At 43.8% G+C, this 20,584-nt stretch carries 17 protein-coding genes; 2 read left to right on the forward strand and 15 right to left on the reverse strand.

Annotated elements, in window-relative coordinates:
- Window positions 1-155 precede the first annotated feature (155 nt).
- The 11 genes from meaB to GGQ95_RS05130 all read right to left on the reverse strand — a co-directional run bounded on the left by meaB (window position 156) and on the right by GGQ95_RS05130 (window position 16,207).
- A complete protein-coding gene (gene meaB, locus GGQ95_RS05080; protein ID WP_066145720.1) occupies window positions 156-1,280 on the reverse strand; it encodes a methylmalonyl Co-A mutase-associated GTPase MeaB in 1,125 nt (374 codons plus the stop codon).
- Window positions 1,277-3,472, reverse strand: a complete 2,196-nt coding sequence (gene scpA / locus GGQ95_RS05085; RefSeq protein WP_183186450.1) for a methylmalonyl-CoA mutase — start codon at window positions 3,470-3,472, stop codon at window positions 1,277-1,279. The genes meaB and scpA overlap by 4 nt, the downstream gene beginning before the upstream one ends.
- Window positions 3,465-5,507 (reverse strand): methylmalonyl-CoA mutase family protein, encoded by a 2,043-nt coding sequence (locus GGQ95_RS05090; RefSeq protein ID WP_183186451.1) that lies wholly within the window; start codon window positions 5,505-5,507, stop codon window positions 3,465-3,467. Before GGQ95_RS05090 ends, scpA begins: the two co-directional genes overlap by 8 nt.
- 336 nt (window positions 5,508-5,843) lie before the next feature.
- Window positions 5,844-7,163, reverse strand: a complete 1,320-nt coding sequence (locus GGQ95_RS05095; RefSeq protein WP_066145729.1) for a dihydrolipoamide acetyltransferase family protein — start codon at window positions 7,161-7,163, stop codon at window positions 5,844-5,846.
- A 139-nt stretch (window positions 7,164-7,302) separates the two neighbouring features.
- On the reverse strand, window positions 7,303-8,286 hold the full coding sequence (locus tag GGQ95_RS05100) for an alpha-ketoacid dehydrogenase subunit beta (protein ID WP_183186452.1): 984 nt from the start codon (window positions 8,284-8,286) through the stop codon (window positions 7,303-7,305).
- A 13-nt stretch (window positions 8,287-8,299) separates the two neighbouring features.
- Window positions 8,300-9,295 carry a thiamine pyrophosphate-dependent dehydrogenase E1 component subunit alpha gene (locus GGQ95_RS05105; RefSeq protein WP_044744457.1) on the reverse strand — a complete coding sequence of 332 codons (996 nt, stop codon included), beginning with the start codon at window positions 9,293-9,295 and terminating at the stop codon, window positions 8,300-8,302.
- Between the two features lie 22 nt (window positions 9,296-9,317).
- Window positions 9,318-10,739 carry a dihydrolipoyl dehydrogenase gene (gene lpdA, locus GGQ95_RS05110; protein ID WP_183186453.1) on the reverse strand — a complete coding sequence of 474 codons (1,422 nt, stop codon included), beginning with the start codon at window positions 10,737-10,739 and terminating at the stop codon, window positions 9,318-9,320.
- 15 nt (window positions 10,740-10,754) lie between these two features.
- A complete protein-coding gene (gene buk / locus GGQ95_RS05115) occupies window positions 10,755-11,864 on the reverse strand; it encodes a butyrate kinase (protein ID WP_044744459.1) in 1,110 nt (369 codons plus the stop codon).
- A gap of 63 nt (window positions 11,865-11,927) precedes the next feature.
- Window positions 11,928-13,031 carry a branched-chain amino acid dehydrogenase gene (bcd, locus tag GGQ95_RS05120; RefSeq protein ID WP_044744460.1) on the reverse strand — a complete coding sequence of 368 codons (1,104 nt, stop codon included), beginning with the start codon at window positions 13,029-13,031 and terminating at the stop codon, window positions 11,928-11,930.
- 34 nt (window positions 13,032-13,065) lie between these two features.
- Window positions 13,066-13,971, reverse strand: a complete 906-nt coding sequence (gene yqiS, locus GGQ95_RS05125) for a phosphate butyryltransferase (protein ID WP_044744683.1) — start codon at window positions 13,969-13,971, stop codon at window positions 13,066-13,068.
- Between the two features lie 169 nt (window positions 13,972-14,140).
- Entirely contained in the window at window positions 14,141-16,207 is a 2,067-nt protein-coding gene (locus tag GGQ95_RS05130) for a sigma 54-interacting transcriptional regulator (protein ID WP_183186454.1), read from the reverse strand.
- Window positions 16,208-16,342: 135 nt separating this feature from the next.
- On the opposite strand from GGQ95_RS05130, the gene GGQ95_RS05135 reads away from it, so the two are divergent.
- Complete coding sequence (locus GGQ95_RS05135; RefSeq protein WP_044744462.1) at window positions 16,343-16,579, forward strand: DUF2627 domain-containing protein; 237 nt, start codon at window positions 16,343-16,345, stop codon at window positions 16,577-16,579.
- Between the two features lie 20 nt (window positions 16,580-16,599).
- Here GGQ95_RS05135 and GGQ95_RS05140 read toward each other — a convergent pair whose 3' ends face one another.
- Window positions 16,600-17,319 carry a glycerophosphodiester phosphodiesterase gene (locus GGQ95_RS05140; protein WP_066145735.1) on the reverse strand — a complete coding sequence of 240 codons (720 nt, stop codon included), beginning with the start codon at window positions 17,317-17,319 and terminating at the stop codon, window positions 16,600-16,602.
- A 229-nt stretch (window positions 17,320-17,548) separates the two neighbouring features.
- Between GGQ95_RS05140 and GGQ95_RS05145 the strand changes: the two genes are divergently transcribed.
- Window positions 17,549-17,698 (forward strand): YycC family protein, encoded by a 150-nt coding sequence (locus GGQ95_RS05145; protein ID WP_080862329.1) that lies wholly within the window; start codon window positions 17,549-17,551, stop codon window positions 17,696-17,698.
- Window positions 17,699-17,986: 288 nt separating this feature from the next.
- Here the strand turns inward: GGQ95_RS05145 and GGQ95_RS05150 are convergent, their stop codons facing one another.
- The 3 genes from GGQ95_RS05150 to spo0A all read right to left on the reverse strand — a co-directional run bounded on the left by GGQ95_RS05150 (window position 17,987) and on the right by spo0A (window position 20,556).
- Window positions 17,987-18,892 carry an NAD(P)/FAD-dependent oxidoreductase gene (locus GGQ95_RS05150; RefSeq protein WP_183186455.1) on the reverse strand — a complete coding sequence of 302 codons (906 nt, stop codon included), beginning with the start codon at window positions 18,890-18,892 and terminating at the stop codon, window positions 17,987-17,989.
- 75 nt (window positions 18,893-18,967) lie between these two features.
- Window positions 18,968-19,408 (reverse strand): Rrf2 family transcriptional regulator, encoded by a 441-nt coding sequence (locus GGQ95_RS05155; RefSeq protein ID WP_044744465.1) that lies wholly within the window; start codon window positions 19,406-19,408, stop codon window positions 18,968-18,970.
- Window positions 19,409-19,776: 368 nt separating this feature from the next.
- Complete coding sequence (gene spo0A / locus GGQ95_RS05160; protein WP_044744466.1) at window positions 19,777-20,556, reverse strand: sporulation transcription factor Spo0A; 780 nt, start codon at window positions 20,554-20,556, stop codon at window positions 19,777-19,779.
- Window positions 20,557-20,584 lie beyond the last annotated feature (28 nt).

Consider the following 20,584-nt stretch of genomic DNA (forward strand, 5'->3'; position numbering starts at 1 on the left):
AGTATCGTGTGACAGGCCACATCTGAAATGTGGGCTTTTACCAAGAAGCCCCCCACCTCCATCCCGTTAAGAGGTGGGAGAGGTTCATCACCGGTTACTCAAAGGGGATCAAATATCACATTCCGTAGAATTTAATCTAAGGCTTTTTGATCTATTTACTCAGACCCTTTTTTGGTTTCGTAAATCTGCAATAATTGTTGTACGGCCTTCGTGACAGAGAGCGTACCGGCAATGACATGATTTTCAATCATCGGCAGCTCTGCTTTAATTTGCGGATGCGAGAAAAAGCTTGATTCTAAATAATCTTTAATCATGGAGTAAATCCAGTCCTTCAATTGGTGGCGCCGCCGCGCATCAAATGCGCCTGACTGCTTGGTGACGGAAATAAATGCTTCCACAACGTTCCAAACTTTTTCGATCCCTTCTCCCAACAATGCTGAACACGTGTAGGCCTTCGTTTCCCATCCTGGTGTGGCCGGACGCAAATAGTGCAAAAACTGATTATATTCTTCTCGAGCCGCTTCCGCTTTTGGTTTATTATCGCCATCCGCCTTATTAATCACAACCGCATCCACAAGCTCCATAATTCCTTTTTTCATTCCCTGCAATTCATCGCCAGCACCAGTAAGAGCGATCATCATAAAGAAATCGACCATGCTGCGTACGACAAATTCGCTTTGCCCGACTCCGACCGTCTCAATTAAAATAATATCGTATCCCGCTGCTTCGCATAAAAGCATCGTTTCCCGCGTTTTTCGATGAACGCCGCCAAGCGTCCCTCCGGATGGCGACGGACGGATAAAGGCACGCGGATCGCGCGCGAGATTTTCCATCCGCGTTTTATCGCCGAGGATGCTGCCGCCGGTAATAGAGCTGCTCGGGTCAACCGCTAAAACGGCAACCCGATGCCCTTGTTCACACAAAAATTGTCCAAACGCTTCAATAAAAGTGCTTTTTCCGGCGCCTGGCACACCTGTGATGCCGATTCGAATCGATCTCCCGACATGCGGCAAAAGCTCGTGCAAAATTTGCTGGGCCCTCTCCATATGTTTAGCTGCATTGCTTTCTACTAATGTGATGGCCTGTGCCAAAATGGTGCGATCGTTGTTTAATACCCCCTCCACATATTCGCTTACTGAGCGCTCTTTGCGTTTCACCCATTTTTTCGTTTCCTGCGATCTCAGAGTGGTGTCTTCCTTTCCCTTCACATAGGCAGTCGCAAAATCAGCCGTCTGTTCTTTTGGCGCCCATTCTGGACGGTAGGTCCGTTCTTCACTCATTGGCTCACTTCCTCATACCCGATCCGCTTATAAATTTCATGCAATACCTTTTCAGCCGCAGTCGGAATCACTGTTCCTGGGCCAAAGATAGCCGCCGCTCCATGCTCGTATAAAAATTCATAATCCTGTGGCGGAATCACTCCTCCGGCCACAACAATAATATCTTCACGACCTAGTTTGCGCAGCTCCTCCACCAGTTGCGGTAGCAAGGTTTTATGTCCCGCAGCAAGCGAGCTCATGCCAATGACGTGAACATCATTTTCCACCGCTTGACGCGCCGTTTCCTCTGGTGTTTGGAAAAGCGGGCCGATATCCACATCAAATCCTAAATCAGCAAATGCAGTGGCAATTACTTTCGCTCCGCGATCGTGTCCATCTTGGCCCATTTTCGCAATCATGATGCGCGGTCTGCGTCCTTCAAGCTCATAAAACTCATCCGTCAGCTTTTTCACTCGCTCGATTTCTTCCTCATTTGTAAATTCTGAACTGTAAACACCGCTGATTGATCGGATGACCGCCTTATGGCGCTTCGCTACTTTTTCAATCGCATAAGAAATTTCACCTAATGTCGCCCGAACGCGAGCGGCCTCTACTGACAATTCCAGTAAATTCCCTTCTCCTGTTTCCGCCGCCTTTGTAATAGCTTCCAGCGCTTGTTGAACTCGCTCTTCATCGCGGGAAGCACGCAGCTGCTGCAGTCTTTCAATCTGTCGCAGACGCACCGCTGTATTATCGACCTCTAAAATGTCAATTGGCACTTCTTTATCAGGGCGGTACTTATTCACTCCGATGATCGTTTCCGCTCCTGAATCAATTTTCGCTTGCCGTCTTGCGGCTGCTTCTTCAATTCTCATTTTCGGAAGGCCGGTGTCAATCGCTTTCGCCATTCCGCCAAGGCTTTCGATTTCTTCAATGTGTTTCCATGCGCGAGTCATCAGCTCGTTCGTTAACGCTTCCACATAATAAGAGCCGGCCCAAGGATCAATCACATTGCAAATTCCCGTTTCATCCTGCAAATAAAGCTGTGTATTGCGGGCAATTCGCGCTGAAAAATCCGTTGGCAAAGCAATCGCTTCATCCAACGCATTCGTATGCAGCGATTGAGTATGCCCAAGAGCCGCTGCATGCGCTTCAATACATGTGCGCACAACATTGTTGAATGGATCCTGTTCGGTCAAGCTCCAGCCTGATGTTTGCGAATGCGTGCGCAGCGCCAGTGACTTCGGATTTTTCGGGTTAAAGGTTTTCATCATTTTCGCCCAAATAATGCGCGCCGCTCTCATTTTGGCGACTTCCATAAAATAATTCATGCCGATTGCCCAGAAGAACGACAAACGCGGCGCAAACGAATCGATATCAATTCCTGCTTTCAAACCTGTTCTCACATACTCTAAACCATCCGCAAGCGTATAAGCTAATTCAATGTCGGCTGGTGCTCCTGCTTCTTGCATATGATATCCTGAAATACTAATGCTGTTAAATTTAGGCATATATTTCGACGTATATTCGAAAATATCCGCAATAATGCGCATGGACATTTCCGGAGGATAGATATACGTGTTGCGCACCATATATTCCTTCAAAATATCATTTTGAATCGTTCCAGAAAGCTTGTCCTGCGTCACTCCCTGCTCCTCTGCTGTGACAATATAAAAGGCCATAATCGGCAAAACGGCTCCATTCATGGTCATCGACACAGACATTTGGTCAAGCGGAATGCCGTCAAATAAAATTTTCATATCTAAAATGGAATCGATCGCTACCCCTGCTTTTCCAACATCGCCGACCACTCGCGGATGATCTGAGTCATAGCCGCGGTGGGTGGCAAGATCAAACGCGACGGAAAGGCCCTTTTGCCCCATGGCTAGATTACGGCGGTAAAAAGCATTACTCTCTTCCGCTGTGGAAAATCCTGCGTATTGGCGAATCGTCCATGGACGATTGACGTACATCGATGGATAAGGCCCTCTTAAATAAGGAGGAATGCCCGGCATGTAATTCAGAAAATCCAGCTCTTCAATATCCTGCTTCGTATACAGCGGTTTCACTGCGATTTGTTCATTCGTCTGAAATAACAGATCCTCCATTGACGCTTTTAATTTTTGTTCAATAGCCTGCTTCCATTGCTGTTCGTTAGCCGATTGGTTTGATAGATGCAAAGGAATATTTGTAAAATCGACTTTTCTACTCATCGAGAGCCACCCCCATTTCCTTCATCACCGTAACAAGCGTTTCGTAACAATTCGATCCTATATGAATAAATCCATCAATTCCAGCCTGTGTAAACATCGCTTCTCTATCAGGATTTTGCTTTCCGGCTACATATAATTTGATATGAGATTGCGCTCTCTTTAGCTCTGTTGCAATCAAAGGCACAGTCTCTATATAGCTTTCATCAGTGCCGCAAATAATGTAATGAGATCCATTCTGACGAAGCGCTTCCTGTACAGCTTCTTGGACTGACGCATAGCCATCGTTTTTTACCACTTCAAAGCCACCCGCCTCAAAAAAGCCTGTGATAAAATCAGCGCGTGCTTTATGATTTGGAATCGGGCCAAGATTGATTAAACGAACGGTTGGACGCTTTCCAGAAGTCGCAAGATGCGCCTCTGCCGCTTTTCTCAATTGTTCAAACGGCTCAGCCAAACGCCATTGCGGAATCGGCTGGATACAAAACGACAAACTATTGCTTTCTAGCGCCTTCTCTATTTCCTGAACGGTCGCTCGTTGAGAAACCGCAGATAAAGCTGTTTTTACCCATTGCTTTGCTGCAAATTCCTTTTTCAACTGATCGACTCGTTCTTTATCGAGCGATTGCTCGACGGATATGCAGGCGTGTTTTCGATGAAGCTGTGGTGTTGGTTCTGCTAAATTCGCATAGACGTTCGTGCCGACGATTTTTTCCTTGCGCGTTTTGACGTGTCGATCGCGCTGCGCGGCTACTTGATTTACCTCCGATTGCACAAAGCCTTCCTCAAGAGCTTTCGTCATGCCGCCTTTTGCTTCAATTTGTTGAAATAGCTTCCACGTCTCTCGGGCCACTTGCGCCGTCAACGTTTCGACATAATAAGAACCTCCAGCCGGATCAATGACTCGGCCAATATGAGCTTCCTCTAGTAAGATCAGCTGTGTATTGCGGGCAATTCTTCGTGAAAATTCATCGGCTGGCTGAATCGCTTCATCAAAAGGAGAGACATGAAGGCTATTCATTCCGCCCACGACAGCCGCAAACGCTTCTGAAGTCGCCCGAAGCATATTAACATATGGATCATATATTGTTTTCGTAAAATAAGATGTGCGAGCATGCATCGTGAGCTTTTGGGCATCGTCACTGCCGCCAAATGCTTGAACAATATTGGACCAAACCACCCGAGCGGCGCGCAGCTTCGCAATTTCCATAAAGAAATTGGAACCGATCGCAAAAGAAAAGCTGATGCGCTGCGCGATGTCATCAATCTCCAAGCCACGGTCGAGGCACTCGTTGATATATTCTGCCGCCGCCGCAAATGCAAAGGCTAGCTCCTGCACCGCATTGGCACCGCCATTATGATAAGACTCGCCATGAACTATCACGGTTCGTATATTTGGCATATGCTCCATCGCCCATTTTGTCACATCGGCCATCATATCATATGAATCTTCGAGCAAAACAGGAAGCTGTCCTTTTTGGACAAGCCCCCCCAGCGGATCCATGCCAATCTCGCCATGCAATGCCTCAAGAGGTACTTGTTGTTTTTGCAAATAGGTAGCGAACAACGCTAAAAACGGCAATGAGCAGGCCCCTGCATCCACTCGAATCGGATAATGCCGTAAATCAATGCCAGAAAACATTGTTTCTACATCTTCAAGCGTCGTTACTAAAAAACCGAGCCTGTCGAGCACAAGATGGATGGCTGTTTGCCCTCTCGCGATGTCATGTTTGACCATTTCATTCCATTCTTTTGCACTCGCTGCAGAAAGCTCCTGACTGATAAACCATGGTTGTTGAAGATACCCATTGACTTCCGTCCCGCGTACATAATCAGCAAAACCCGGAAGCTGCTCAAGATGCTCTAACGATTCAATATCTTGACGTGTATAGATCGGTTGAATGCGCACATTTTCATAAGTGGTAGAATATAGCTTTTCAATTGGCTTCCCTTTTAATGATTTCTCGACTTCTTGCTTCCATTCCTCATAACTCGGAATAGGAAACAAGCCATTTTTCATCGTTGAAATCTCTGTCATCTATAATCCCTCCCCTTTGTTATCTGCTTGCTTCCTCTCTTCAGAAAACGCTTACTTTTGAATTTTTTTAAACATTCGTTACATATTTATTTTAGTATATATAAGCCTTGCGGGCAATGAACAAAACGGCTATCTTCCCAGACAGGCGCGATTTCTTTTTTCCTATCGTTCTCTTGAAGATAGATGGCTCTATTCTAAGGTTTTGCTTTTATGTTGTGTTGCTACAAAAAAGTCACTTATTTTCCAATTTTTCTTCCATCCACTCATAGTAAAGTTGAATCTGCTTGATTTTAAATGCAAACACCTACCGCCGAAATGCAGCGGTAGGTGTTTTTCTTAATAGATCGGTGTATTTTCTTTAGATGTGTTTTCTAAAATTTCTTTCACACGCGCTAAGAAGCGGCCGCAGATCAAACCGTCAAGAACGCGATGGTCAAGCGACAAGCAGAGGTTCACCATGTCGCGAACCGCGATCATGCCGTTATTCATCACAACTGGGCGTTTCACAATCGCTTCTACTTGTAAAATTGCCGCTTGTGGATAGTTGATAATTCCCATCGATTGTACAGAACCGAATGAGCCTGTGTTGTTGACTGTGAATGTGCCGCCTTGCATATCTTCTGGACGAAGTTTGCCTGCCCGCACTTTTGCAGCTAATTCAGAAATTTCCCGAGCAATGCCTTTGATGGTTTTTTCATCAGCATTTTTAATGACAGGGACAAATAGAGCATCGTCCGTTGCAACAGCGATCGAAATGTTGATCTCTTTCTTCTGGACGATTTTGTCGCCCGCCCACATCGAATTAATTTGCGGGAATTCTTTCAGCGCTTGAGCGACCGCCTTTACGAAGAACGCAAAATAGGTTAAATTGAACCCTTCGCGTTTTTTGAACTCGTTTTTCATGGAGTCGCGGTAAGCAACTAGGTTCGTAACATCCACTTCCACCATCGTCCACGCGTGAGGCGCTTCATGTTTGCTGCGAAGCATGTTAGCAGCAATCGCCTTGCGGACAGGGGTAACTGGAATTTCTACATCACCTGCTTGCACAGGAACAGAAGGCGCAGCTTGTTGTTTTGGAGCTGCTGCTGGTTCTGCTTGCGGTGCTTCTTGAACTGGTTGTGCTGCCGCTTGAGCTGCTGGTTTTTGTCCTGGAGTCGGAATATTCCCAGACTCAATTAATTTTAACAAGTCTTTGCGCGTAATGCGTCCGCCTGCACCTGTGCCTTGTACTTGCTCAAGGTCAATATTATGCTCTTGAGCGAGGCGTAAAACAGCAGGCGAGTAGCGTCCTCTTTCTCCTGCTGGTTTTTTCGGTGCTTGAGCAGGAGCCGCTGCTTGTGATGCTGGTGCTTCAGTTTTTGGAGCTTCTGCTTGTGTTGCTTCTGCAGCAGGAGCCTCAGGGGCACTTCCTTCTCCTTCGACTTCAATTGTACAAATAACAGCGCCAACTGGCAGTGTTTCTCCCTCTGACGCAATTAATTCTTTAATAACGCCAGTGAAAGAGGAAGGAACTTCCGCATTTACTTTGTCTGTCATAACTTCTGCAATCGGATCGTATTTATTTACTTTATCGCCAACAGATACGAGCCATTTGCTGATCGTACCCTCTGTGACACTTTCTCCGAGCTGAGGCATTGTGATTTTTTCGATTGCCACTTCGATGACCTCCTATCTTGATTAAAGGCTGCTTTTATGATGATTTCGCATGACAAGGCAAGCGATTGCTTGCCATTGTCACTTTCTCTTATTTTTCCCTCTTTTTTTTAGCATTCCATACTCATGTTCGTTTTTGGCATTAGAATGCCGCTAATTCGCGAATCGCTTTTTCCACTTTATCTGGGTTCACCATGAAGAATTTTTCCATCGTTGGCGCATACGGCATTGCCGGTACATCCGGACCAGCAAGACGCATGATTGGCGCGTCTAAGTCGAATAAGCAATGTTCTGCAATAATTGCCGCAACCTCGCTCATAATGCTTCCTTCTTTATTGTCTTCCGTTACAAGAAGAACTTTGCCCGTTTTGCTTGCTGCTTCAATGATCGCTTCTTTATCAAGCGGATAAACTGTACGCAAATCCAATACATGAACAGAAATGCCATCTTGAGCGACACGCTCTGCTGCTTGAAGTGCAAAATGTACACATAAGCCGTAAGTGATGATCGTAATATCGTCGCCCTCTCGTTTAACGTCTGCCTTGCCGATTGGCAATACATAGTCCTCTTCAGGTACTTCGCCTTTAATGAGACGATAAGCGCGTTTGTGCTCGAAGAATAGTACTGGATCTTCGTCGCGAATCGCAGCTTTTAACAATCCTTTCACATCATATGGAGTGGATGGCATGACGATTTTTAAACCTGGCTGGTTCGCGAATACCGCTTCAACAGATTGAGAATGGTAAAGCGCTCCGTGAACGCCGCCGCCATAAGGAGCACGGATCACTACCGGGCAGTTCCAATCATTGTTGGAACGATAACGGATACGCGCAGCTTCAGAAATGATTTGGTTCACAGCCGGCATAATAAAATCAGCAAATTGCATTTCGGCAATTGGACGCATTCCGTACATTGCTGCACCGATCGCAACACCGGCAATCGCAGATTCTGCTAGAGGCGTGTCAATGACACGTTCTTCACCGAACTGATCGTATAATCCGATGGTTGCTTTGAATACCCCACCTTTTTTACCTACGTCTTCACCTAATACGAATACGCGCGGATCGCGTTCCATTTCTTCGCGAATCGCCATCGTCACCGCATCAATGTATGAAATTACTGGCATTCTTCATTCCCCCTTACTTCTCAGCATATACGTACTTTAATGCATGCTCCGCTTCAGCATACGGTGCTTTTTCTGCATAATCAGTCGCTTCATTGACTTGTTTCATGACGCGATCAAGAATTTCTTTTTCTAACTCTTCTGTTAATACGCCTACTTCTTTCAAGTAGCCAGCGAATGAAAGAATCGGATCCTTCGCTTTTGCTTCCGCTAACTCCTCTGGTGTACGATAAGCGCGATCATCATCGTCGGAAGAGTGAGCTGTTAAACGATAAGAAACCGTTTCAATCAATGTAGGACCTTCGCCGCGACGTGCACGGTCAGCTGCTTCTTTCACGGCTTTATACACTTCTAACGGATCATTTCCATCTACTGTATATCCAGGCATGCCGTAGCCGATCGCCCGATCTGATACTTTTTCGCAAGCCAATTGCTTTTCGACTGGAACAGAGATCGCGTATTTATTGTTTTCGCACATAAAAATAACTGGTAGCTTATGAACCCCAGCAAAGTTCGCACCTTCATGGAAATCTCCTTGGTTGGAAGAGCCTTCACCAAATGTAACGAAGGAGATGAAGTCTTTCTTTTCCATTTTCGCTGCTAATGCGATACCTACTGCGTGAGGCACTTGTGTTGTAACCGGCGAAGAGCCTGTTACAATGCGGTTTTTCTTTTGTCCAAAGTGTCCTGGCATTTGACGTCCGCCAGAGTTTGGATCTTCTGCTTTTGCAAATGCAGAAAGCATCAATTCTGTTGGCGTCATTCCAAACGTTAAGACGACACCCATATCGCGGTAATAAGGCAATACATAGTCTTTTGTGCGATCTAATGCAAAGGCTGCACCAACTTGAGCTGCTTCTTGGCCTTGACAAGAGATTACGAATGGAATTTTACCAGCACGGTTTAAAAGCCACATACGCTCGTCAATTTTACGAGCCAATAGCATTGTTTCATACATTTCTAATACCGTTTCATCACTTAAGCCTAGCGCTTGATGACGATTTTCTGCCATCGAAAAAACCTCCTTTATTGACTTAGAAATGAATCGCTTTGCCGTCAACGGCTAACGCTGCTTCAGCCATCGCTTCTGATAAGGTTGGATGCGGATGGATTGTATGAGCTACTTCCCAAGGAGTAGCATCGAGAACACGTGCAAGTCCCGCTTCTGAAATCATATCAGTCACGTGAGGCCCAACCATATGCACGCCAAGCAAATCGTTTGTATTTTTATCAGCGACAATTTTGACAAAGCCTTCTGCTTCACCAAAGACAAGCGCCTTTCCGATCGCTTTGAACGGGAATTTGCCGACTTTCACATTGAAGCCTTTTTCTTTTGCCTCGTCTTCTGTTAAGCCGACGCTCGCTACTTCTGGACGGCTGTAGACACATTTTGAAATCATTGTGTAATCAATTGGTGACGGAGCTTGTCCAGCAATATGCTCAACAGCGACAATGCCTTCATGCGACGCTACGTGAGCAAGCTGAAGGCCGCCGATCACATCGCCAATCGCATAAATATGGGACTCTTTTGTTTGATAAAATTCGTTCGTTTGAATGAACCCTTTTTCAACAATGATATCGGTATTTTCTAAGCCAATTCCTTCAACATTAGCTTGACGTCCGACTGATACAAGCATTTTTTCCGCTGTAAATGCTTTTTGTTCGCCTTTATGCTCCGCTTTGATCGTGACATCCTTGCCTTTTTCAAGCGTTTCTGGCAATACTTTCGCACCTGTCACGATTTGAATGCCGCGTTGCTTTAATACTTTTTCTACTTCTTTGGACACATCGCGGTCTTCCGTTGGCAAAATGCGGTCTGCATACTCTAGCACCGTTACTTCTACGCCAAAATCATTGAGCATAGAAGCCCACTCGATGCCGATCACACCGCCGCCAACGATAATGATCGATTTTGGAAGAGCTTCAAGCTGTAGCGCTTCATCAGATGTAATCACAAGCTCGCCATCAATATCAAGCCCTGGCAATGTACGCGGACGAGAGCCAGTGGCGATAATCACATTTTTCGGAACAAGCATCTCATTTTCGTCGCCATTGTTCATTTCAACTGAAATCGTTCCTGGCATCGGCGAAAAAATCGACGGTCCTAAGATGCGGCCAGTTCCTTCATATACATCAATTTTTCCTTTTTTCATTAATCCTTGAACGCCTTTATGTAGCTGTTCAACGATTTTCCGCTTACGCTCCTGCACTTTAACAAAATCTAATTTCACATCGCTAGCAAGTACACCAAACGTTTCACTTTCTTTTGTTTGTGCATATACTTCAGCGCTGCGAAGCAATGCTTTACTTGGAATGCACCCTGCATGCAGACAAGTGCCGCCAAGTTTTCCTTTTTCGACGACAGCTGTTTTGAGGCCGAGTTGCGCTGCGCGAATGGCTGCTACATATCCGCCCGTACCGCCACCTAATATGACGAGATCATATTCTTTTGCCATGAGTCTCTCTCCTTCCTATTGCAAAACTTCAACTTTAGAAAAATTTCCAGGATACACCTTCTCTTTCTCTTCACCGCGTAAAACACGAAGCGCTCCTTCAGCTAGCGCTTGAAGCTCATTTTCTCCCGGATGAACAATGACGTCAGCAATCCATTTCACACGATCAGCGATTTCCTTTACAAAGCCTTTTCCGTATGCTAAACCGCCAGTTAAAATAATCGCGTCTACCTTTCCTGCTAAAACCGCGCTGGCCGCCCCAATTTCTTTCGCCACTTGGTAAGCCATCGCACTATATACTAGCTTTGCCTTTTCATCTCCTGCTTCAATCATTTTTTCTACTTTTACCGCATCGTTTGTACCAAGATAACCGACTAAACCGCCTTGGCCAACAAGCATTTTTAAAATTTCTTCACGGTAATACTCTCCTGAGAAGCATAAAGATACGAGATCTCCTGCTGGAACCGTACCAGCACGCTCCGGACTGAATGGTCCTTCCCCGTCTAATCCGTTATTCACATCCACGACACGCCCTTGCTTATGAGCGCCAACTGTAATTCCGCCGCCCATATGAACAACAATGAAATTCAATTCTTCATATTTTTTGCCAAGCTCTTTCGCTACACGACGAGCAACGGCTTTTTGATTTAGAGCGTGGAAAATACTTCTTCTCTCGATTAATGAAAACCCTGAAATTCTCGCGATAGGGTCAAGCTCATCGACAACAACAGGGTCAACGATAAAAGCAGGAATGTTTAGGGCCGATGCAATTTCATGGGCTAAAATACCGCCAAGGTTCGAAGCATGCTGTCCCGCATATCCCTTACGCAAATCGTCAAGCATCTGCTCATTTACGCGATACGTTCCGCCTTCAATCGGACGCAACAAACCACCGCGACCGCAAACAGCGCTTAATTTCGAGATATTGATTCCCTCTTGATCCAGCGTTTCTAAAATCGTTTGTTTGCGGAATTCATATTGATCAATAATGGATTTGTATGATTGAATCACATCTGTGTCGTGGCGAATCGTTTTTTCAAAAATCGAGCGTTCGTTATCGAATACCCCGATCTTTGTCGATGTTGATCCTGGATTAATCACTAAGATGCGAAATTCTTTCGTTTGCAAGATGTCAACCTCCTTTTTACAGTGAAAGCGAGAATATCCATTCCCGCTTTCACCGATTATTGTTTAGCGACCGCGACGACGGCTTAAAATGTGATGGCCGTTTTGTAAAAATTGGCTGCGAGATTTACGCATTGTTTCAATTCTCTCTTCTGCCAAGCGGTCTGCCGCTTTATAGGATGGAATGTTGTCACGTTTAGCGATTTCAAATACTTTTTCAATATTGTTGTAAATTTGCTCTACTCGCTTCATTGCGCGTTCACGGTTGTATCCGTATAACTCATCCGCCACGTTGATAACGCCACCTGCGTTGATGACGTAGTCAGGAGCATAAACGATACCCATTTCATGGATGATATCGCCGTGTTTTGCATCACGAAGCTGGTTGTTAGCTGCTCCTGCAATCACTTTTGCTTTTAATTGCGGAATCGTTTGATCATTGATAACACCGCCAAGTGCACAAGGTGCAAAAATGTCGCAATCTACGCCGTAGATCTCGTTAGGGTCGACGGCTTTTGCTCCAAACTCTTCCACAACACGTTGTACCGCTTCTTTGTTAATATCTGTCACGATTAATTTCGCACCTTCTTCATGAAGATGGCGGCATAGGTTGTAAGCTACGTTACCAACACCTTGAACAGCAATGGTTTTTCCTTCTAGAGAGTCGCTTCCAAAAGCTTCTTTTGCTGCTGCTTTCATACCGCGATAAACGCCATAAGCGGTAACAGGAGATGGGTTACCTGAAGAACCAAACGCAGGCGAAATTCCTGTTACGTAATCCGTTTCTTCATAAATAATGTCCATATCAGCCACTGTTGTACCAACGTCTTCCGCTGTGATATAGCGGCCGTTTAAACCTTGAATGAAGCGGCCAAATGCACGGAACATGGCTTCGTTTTTATCTTTGCGAGGGTCGCCGATAATAACCGTTTTTCCACCGCCCAGATTAAGGCCAGCAGCTGCGTTTTTGTATGTCATACCGCGAGCAAGACGAAGCGCATCTTCAATCGCAGCCTCTTCTGATTCGTACATCCACATGCGAGTTCCGCCAAGTGCTGGACCAAGCGTTGTATCGTGAATCGCAATAATCGCTTTTAATCCTGATTCTTTGTCTTGGCAAAATAATAGTTGTTCATAGTCATAATTTTCCATATATTTGAAGATTTCCATGTGATTTTCCTCCCCTATTTCTTTCATTTATCATTTATTTAGATGCGGAGCAAACCGCAAGTGCTAACGAATACAGCTTGCTTTCAGCCGAATCGGCGCGTGATGTCAAGACAATCGGCGCTTTCGCCCCTGCAATCACAGCCCCTACCTTCGCATTGGCAAAATAAACAAGCGATTTATATAAGATGTTTCCAGCTTCAATATCAGGAACGAGTAAAATATCAGCGTTTCCTGCAACCTCGCTGACGATTCCCTTATGCTCAGCAGCAGCTGGAGACACTGCATTGTCAAGCGCGAGCGGCCCGTCAACGATGCATCCTTTGATTTGACCGCGGTCATTCATCATCGAAAGCGCGGCTGCATCAATAGTGGCCGACATAGCTGGATTGACGACCTCAACCGCTGCAAGTGGAGCGACCTTTGGCTTCTCAATCCCAATCGATTTCGCAACAGAAACGGCATTGGCAATGATTTGCGCCTTTTGCTCTAAATCAGGTGCAATATTCATCGCTGCATCTGTGACGATGATATATCTATCATAATGTGGCACTTCAAACACGGCCACGTGGGATAATACACTTCCTGTTCGCAATCCGTATTCTTTATTTAACACGGCTTTTAAAATGGTCGCTGTCGGAATATTTCCTTTCATTAATACATTCGCTTCATTCAAGCGAACCGACTTAACAGCAAGCTCGGCTGCTTGAGCGACGGAATGAGCGTGAACAATTTGGATTTTTCCCTCTTTCTCATAATCCTTGTTCTTCTGCTTAAGCAGCTGCGAAATACGTTCGCGATCTCCATATAAAACAAATTTTCCGAATTGATGATCTAAGGCCATCGTAACGGCTTCAATCACCTCTTCGTCTTCCGCTGCGGCAACCGCAACAGTCATATCGGAATATTGGGTTGCTTGGTCAACTAGTGATTGTAGCTTCATTTCATGCATCCAACCCCTTTTTTCTTTATCATTTTGTCCGCTTTTTATTATATGCAAAAACTGTGCCAAATAAAAAAACACAAACGAATGAAAGAAAAGCGAGAAAAATGACGAAAAATCGTTGAAAACGCTTTATTATCTTTTTGCATTTTTTTGCACACCGTGCAATTTATTGCGTGTATTTTTTTGCAAAGTCGTATTTTTCCAGCTTATAGTATAAGCTGCGAATCGAAATTCCCAGCGCTTTGGCTGTGGCCGTTTTATTCCCTTGATGTTCAAGCAAGGCTGCTTCAATTAATTGAGCCTCATATTTTTCAAGCATTTCATCAAGCGGACCGATGCTGCTTGCAAAGGTGGGTTCTTCAGCTAACGCCTTATTCTGCGGCATTTGCAGCGGTGGAATATGGTGAACATCAATAAGCACTTCATTGAATTTCATAAAAATCATGGCCCGGCCCAATACATTTTCCAGCTCGCGAACATTGCCCGGCCAATCATAGGATAAAAGATAGCGAATCGCTTCCTCCGTCAAGCCCTCGACATTTCTGCCATAATCCTGATTCAGCTTATGGATTAAATGTCGGCATAAAGCAACAATATCCTGCTTTCTTGCGCGAAGCGGCGGAATATGGATCGGCATACGGCTGAGGCGATAGTATAAATCTTCGCGAAATGTTCCTTCAGCAATTGCCTTTTCCAGATTGACGTTTGTCGCGGCAATCACCCGCACATTAATAGGAATGGGCTTTGTGCCGCCAACACGGACAATTTCTCTTTCTTGCAAAACGCGAAGTAGCTTGGCCTGAGTATTAGCAGAAAGCTCGCCGATTTCATCAAGAAAAATGCTTCCATTATTCGCTTCTTCAAACAACCCTCTTTTCCCGCCACGCTTCGCACCGGAAAAAGCGCCTTCTTCATATCCGAATAGTTCGCTCTCCAATAGTGTTTCAGAAATGGCCGCACAATTCACGCGGATAAATTTGTTATATTTTCTATCGCTGGCATTATGAATGGCGTGGGCAAACAGCTCTTTTCCCGTTCCTGATTCGCCGCGCAGCAAGATGGTAACAGGGGTTTTCGCAGCTAATTTTGCTTGTTCAATGGCCACCATCATTTCTTCCGATGTACCGATGATATCATCAAACGAATACTTCGCTTCCAGCGTGCGGATAATTTGCCGTGCTCGATTTAATTCGTTAGTCAGACGCTGAATTTCTGAGACGTCGTGAATAATGCCGACGCTTCCTTTTAACATGCCATCGACAATAATTGGAGCGACATTCACGATCACATCACGGCTTTTTGGTCCTACCTTCATGCGCACTCCACGAACAGGACGCCGTGTTTTCAACACTTGCATATGCATGCTTTCCCCTTCAGAAATATCAGCTGTCGCTGGTTTTCCGATCACTTCCTCCTCAGATAGGCCGGTAATGCGCGTATAAGCAGGGTTAATCAAAATGCCTTTTCCGTGCTCATCCACCACTGAAATGGCTTCTTCAGAAGAATGAATAATCGCTTCCAGCATCATGCGGATGTCCTTTAAATTAGTTACTTCTTCAGCAAGTTTCATCACTTCTGTCACATCTTTAAAAACCGCCAGCGCGCCAAACAATCTCCCTGATTCATCGATCATCGGAATGCGTGTCGTGATGATTTTTCGGCCGTTTTCAAGCTCTTGTTCTTGATGAATTTCCGTTTTTCTCGTTTTTAATATGCGAGGCAGCTGGCTGGTCGGAATCACTTCTAAAACATGCTTTCCAATCACTTGCTGCTTATCGACTTTGATCATAGCGGCAGCGCTGTCATTCATGTGTGTAATATAAGCAAATCCATCCACTACAATCATTCCATCATGTGTGGAGTTAAGGATTAAATCAAGACGTGCTGTTTCGCTTTTCAAAGTCGAAATCAACGCCTCTTTTTCTTCGACAAGCTCGGCAATCACATAGGCGACCTCTCCAGGAATCACAAGTGTATTTTTTTTTCGTTTTTGACTGATCTCCGCAAACACATCCTTTTCACCAGTTGCTTCCACCACAATATCAATGTCGTCAGTTAAAAACGGACGCCAGTCGTTTCCTGTACGAATATTCATTCTTTTCGCCAATTCTAATCCAGGCGCCTTATCATCGCGATCAATAACGGCTACGATCTCAACAATCGCTGTTTCCTGAAATATTTTCAATAAAGCAGTGCCACCTTTGCTGGCTCCTACAATCAATGCTTTTTTCATTTGCTTCACCTTTAAACTATGCAATTTTTTGCAGACAATTTTATCATATCATTAATGAATATTTCTTGACAAATATAATCAAATCGTTATGATTTTTTCATGAACCCATTTTCTATAGGAAAGGATTCTGCTCGTATGCAACGAATCATTGCCCTTGTGATTTTATTGATCCCTGGCTTTTTAGCTGCTTTAGGAATTAAATGGATGCGCGATACCTTATTTGGCATCCTACATCCTCCCATTCCTGCTCTTTGGCTGCAATTTTTGGGCGGTTTTGTTTTATTTGCGCTTGGCTTAGGGTTTGTTGGCGGTTTTATTCTTCATCGTGATCGAAAACGCAATAAAGTGCAGCCCCGTTTCCAAAAAAAATGACCTGAACGATACTGTTCAGGTCATTTTTTGACTTGTTTTGCTTTCAGTGGGTAATCAGTAAAAATAGCATCTACTCGATGTTCAAACATTTGTTTCATCAGCCGTTCATGGTTGATCGTAAACGGCCTTACCGCAATCTGGTTGGCATGGGCTTTCTGAACAAATAATGGAGACAGCGTGCGGTAATAAGGATGCAAGCCGCTCGCGCCAAGAAGCCGAGCATATTGCCAAGGTTGATAGAGCGGCTCCATATAAAGCAGGGCAGTTGCGATATCCGGCGCCATTTGATGACAACGTGCCATGCTGTTATGATTAAATGAAGATAAAATGACACGGGATTCTAATCGATAATATTTGATCATCTCGATCACTTTTTCTTCCAGCTTATGATAAGCAATCAATCCGTTTTTTAATTCAATATTCAATAATAACGAAGTTGGCGAAATCCATTCAAGTACTTCCTCAAGCAACGGAATTCGGCAGATTCCGTACTGATTGGCAAATTTATAAACCGCATTAAACGCTTGAAGCTCTTGATACGTAAAGTCCTTTACCCAGCCCGTTCCATCTGTTGTTCGATCAATCGTTTCATCGTGAATGACCACAAGCTTCCCATCTTTCGTCATTTGCACATCTAATTCAATCCCGTCAGCTCCTACGCGTTCCGCTTCATAAAATGAAATCATCGTATTTTCGGGGTGCGTGCCAGCTGATCCGCGATGAGCAAAAATTTTGGTCATACTCCTGCCCCTTTCCCAAGCAATCGAAAACATAGTAAAATTATATGCAAGAGCGAGAGGGTTGATTATCCATTCTTTGAACGGCAACAGGCTTTTCCATGTGCCGCAGCGGCGGAAAAGCGAAAAGCTTTTTTCTAGCTAGCCATCTCCTTTTACTAAACGAATCAACGCTCTTCATGCATAAATGAAAATGCTGCTCTTTTCCAAATAAACAGAGAGGTGATTCAATATGCGTCCACATCAAATTTCGCTAGAAACCGCACAAAAGCTAGCAAAAGCGCTTGGCATCCCGATCGAGCAAGTGATGCATATGCCCCAGCATGTTTTAATCCAAAAGCTTATAGAAATCGAAAAAGCGGACAAAAAAGAAGAAAGGTAGCCTAATTTTTTAGGACTGCCTTTTTCTACAGCTCTCGCTAAATGTGATTGCATGTCTCTACAATCAGCGTTCAGTGGTAGCACCGTTTGAATCGTTTAAAACCAGGCTCTCACAAGCGATATTAACTGATACAAAGGAGAAAGCCGATAATCGCATTCGGTTTACGTCACTTTTGTAACAAGAGTAAATTTATTATCTATTCTAATTGGATCAATGCCTCGCTGTCACTTATGAACCACAAAATCATTGTTTCATCATTGAATTAACCATTTATTCAAAGTGCAGATTTCATTTGAATTCTTCCATTGTCAAATCACTATTTACCCCCATGGCAGCACACGTTCCTTGAGCAGCAGCGATTACTAACTGTGAAGGCCCGACTACAGATACATCCCCCGCGGCATATACCCCCTCTACATTACTCCTGCCTAAAACGTCAACAATCACTCGACCATTTTTATTCACTTCACATCCTAGCGATTTAGCAAGGTCATTAGGTTGCTCGAGATCAGTTGTAACAAAGCCACCTGATCGATTAATTTCTGTACCGTCCTCAAAAACCACCTTTTCTAATTTTCCATCTGAACCACTTAACTTTAATATTGGCTTCTCCTTAATAATAATACCCTTTCTTTTAAGTACTTGCTCTTCTGTTTCTGAGATTATTTTATTGCCGTTCGTACAAACAACTAAATCTTTACTCCATTGATAAACCATCTTTGCCATATGGAAAGCATTGTTGTTTTCAGAGATTAGCACTAAAGGTTGTTCTCTTAATTCCCAACCATCGCAATAAGGACAACTGAATATGCTCTTCCCATAATAATCCCTAATCCCATTCACATTGGGGAGGCTTTCTTTAAGACCCGTTGCAATAATCATTTTTTTACTTAAATATGGCTTACCTTCATGGGTTATTAGTTTGAATATGGAACCTTTCTCTCTTTTTACTTCTACAATTTTGCATTTTTTTATTTGGACAGATGGATATTTACTGATATCTTGATGAGCCAAATTTCTGAACTCTCTGGGAGTAACACCGTCTCTAGTAATAAATCCATGTGATTTCTGAGTAACGGCATTTCTCGGTTGATCATCGTCAAAAAGGATCACTTTTCTTCCAGCTCTGCCTAACACAAGAGCGGCGCTCAATCCTGCAGGGCCACCACCTATTATTGCGCAATCTAAAATCATTTTCCCACCTCATTTAGTTTTAAATTTATTAGAGATATTAAAGATATTTAAAATCTATAATTATCAAAAAAAAAATTAATTTACTACAGAACGGATACGATTCACAATATTCTTATCTACTTTTTGTAATATATGCTCAATCGTTTGAGATCTTAGATAATCTTCCATTTTTTGTTCAGCTTCATTCATTACTTTCTCAATAAAGCAATTTTGTCTATCATGTATAGTATGATCTAAACCGCAATTAAACAATGAGGTCGTTCCCTCAATCGCATGAATGATATCTAAAAACGTTATATCTTTGGCATCTTTAATTAATTGATATCCGCCGTTAACTCCCGTGCCCGACTCGATAAATCCAGATTTAACTAATTTAGTTAAAACCTTAGAAAGGTACGTAGGCGACACTTTTTGAGCTTCAGCTAAAGGCTTTACACCTATTGTTTTTCCTGGTGGTAACAAAGCTAAATAAACAATGGTATGGAGAGCATAATTAGTTGCCTTGGAATACTTCACTTTCTCACCTCCTAATTAAAGACTTCGTGAATCTATAATATCCTTAATCCTTCAGATAAGTCAACCCTTTACCCTCATAAGCAAATTTGTTTCCTGGCAATGGTCCCTTCTTTTTACCGGTTTCCTACAACATTTGTCCAAAGGTTTGGCACGATAAATGTTTAGCTTCACAATGCAATATGAAATTGTCTAACTGGATAATAAAATCGGACAAAATAAAAACACCCCTTACTACCGTTCTTTTTCCGGTAAATAAGAGGCGTTTCTTTTTCGTATACATACGCACAAACATTTATTGGCTTCGTCCCGATATTTATCGGTAACTAAAATGTATGTTCGAAATCACCCAAACGTTGATATTATTGCCTTTAACTCGCCTTATGCTCCAGTCTCAGCTTATCCGCCACCATCGCAATAAATTCCGAGTTGGTTGGTTTCGCTTTCGACATGCTGACGGTGTAGCCGAACAGCGAGGAAATCGACTCGATGTTACCGCGGCTCCAAGCGACCTCAATCGCATGGCGAATCGCCCGCTCGACGCGACTGGCGGTTGTATTATATTTTTTTGCAATGTCTGGATAAAGCACTTTCGTAATCGAACCAAGCAATTCGATATCATTATATACCATCGAAATCGCTTCACGGAGATATAAGTATCCTTTAATGTGAGCCGGTACACCGATTTCATGAATAATGCTCGTAATGCTTGCATCTAGATTTTTTGGCTTACTTTCACGCACTTGATAAGAGGACACCGCTTTTTTCACAAGAGGAGTCGTTTTTCCATGCACTTGACGAATGTGATGAACTAAATTTTCCATATCAAACGGCTTTAAAATAAAATAAGAAGCGCCTAAATCAACGGCTTTTTTGGTTACATCCTCTTGACCAAAAGCGGTCAGCATAATGACATTCGGCTGTTTTTCCCGCTTCATGCGCATCTTCTCAAGAACAGCCAATCCGTCCAAATGAGGCATAATAATATCGAGTAGCAATATATCCGCTTGCTTTTCTTCAAGCATATGTAAGCAGTCTTGGCCATTATAAGCTGCGCCAACGACCTCCATGTCATCTTGATTGGAAATATATTCTTCTAATAAGCTTACTAATTCGCGATTATCATCCGCAATACACACTTTAATCTTCAAGAAAATCTTCCTCCCCGCTTCCAATTCA

The sequence above is a fragment of the Anoxybacteroides rupiense genome, assembly GCF_014196195.1.
GTDB classification, from domain to species: Bacteria; Bacillota; Bacilli; order Bacillales; family Anoxybacillaceae; genus Anoxybacteroides; species Anoxybacteroides rupiense.

Coding starts and splice junctions, on each gene's coding strand:
- scpA (WP_183186450.1), bottom strand. CDS start 3,472: ATGAGTAGAAAAGTCGATTTTACAAATATTCCTTTGCATCTATCAAAC.
- GGQ95_RS05090 (WP_183186451.1), bottom strand. CDS start 5,507: ATGACAGAGATTTCAACGATGAAAAATGGCTTGTTTCCTATTCCGAGT.
- meaB (WP_066145720.1), bottom strand. CDS start 1,280: ATGAGTGAAGAACGGACCTACCGTCCAGAATGGGCGCCAAAAGAACAG.
- bcd (WP_044744460.1), bottom strand. CDS start 13,031: ATGGAAATCTTCAAATATATGGAAAATTATGACTATGAACAACTATTA.
- lpdA (WP_183186453.1), bottom strand. CDS start 10,739: ATGGCAAAAGAATATGATCTCGTCATATTAGGTGGCGGTACGGGCGGA.
- GGQ95_RS05130 (WP_183186454.1), bottom strand. CDS start 16,207: ATGAAAAAAGCATTGATTGTAGGAGCCAGCAAAGGTGGCACTGCTTTA.
- GGQ95_RS05145 (WP_080862329.1), top strand. CDS start 17,549: ATGCGTCCACATCAAATTTCGCTAGAAACCGCACAAAAGCTAGCAAAA.
- GGQ95_RS05140 (WP_066145735.1), bottom strand. CDS start 17,319: ATGACCAAAATTTTTGCTCATCGCGGATCAGCTGGCACGCACCCCGAA.
- GGQ95_RS05100 (WP_183186452.1), bottom strand. CDS start 8,286: ATGCCAGTAATTTCATACATTGATGCGGTGACGATGGCGATTCGCGAA.
- GGQ95_RS05135 (WP_044744462.1), top strand. CDS start 16,343: ATGCAACGAATCATTGCCCTTGTGATTTTATTGATCCCTGGCTTTTTA.
- GGQ95_RS05105 (WP_044744457.1), bottom strand. CDS start 9,295: ATGGCAGAAAATCGTCATCAAGCGCTAGGCTTAAGTGATGAAACGGTA.
- yqiS (WP_044744683.1), bottom strand. CDS start 13,971: ATGAAGCTACAATCACTAGTTGACCAAGCAACCCAATATTCCGATATG.
- GGQ95_RS05150 (WP_183186455.1), bottom strand. CDS start 18,892: ATGATTTTAGATTGCGCAATAATAGGTGGTGGCCCTGCAGGATTGAGC.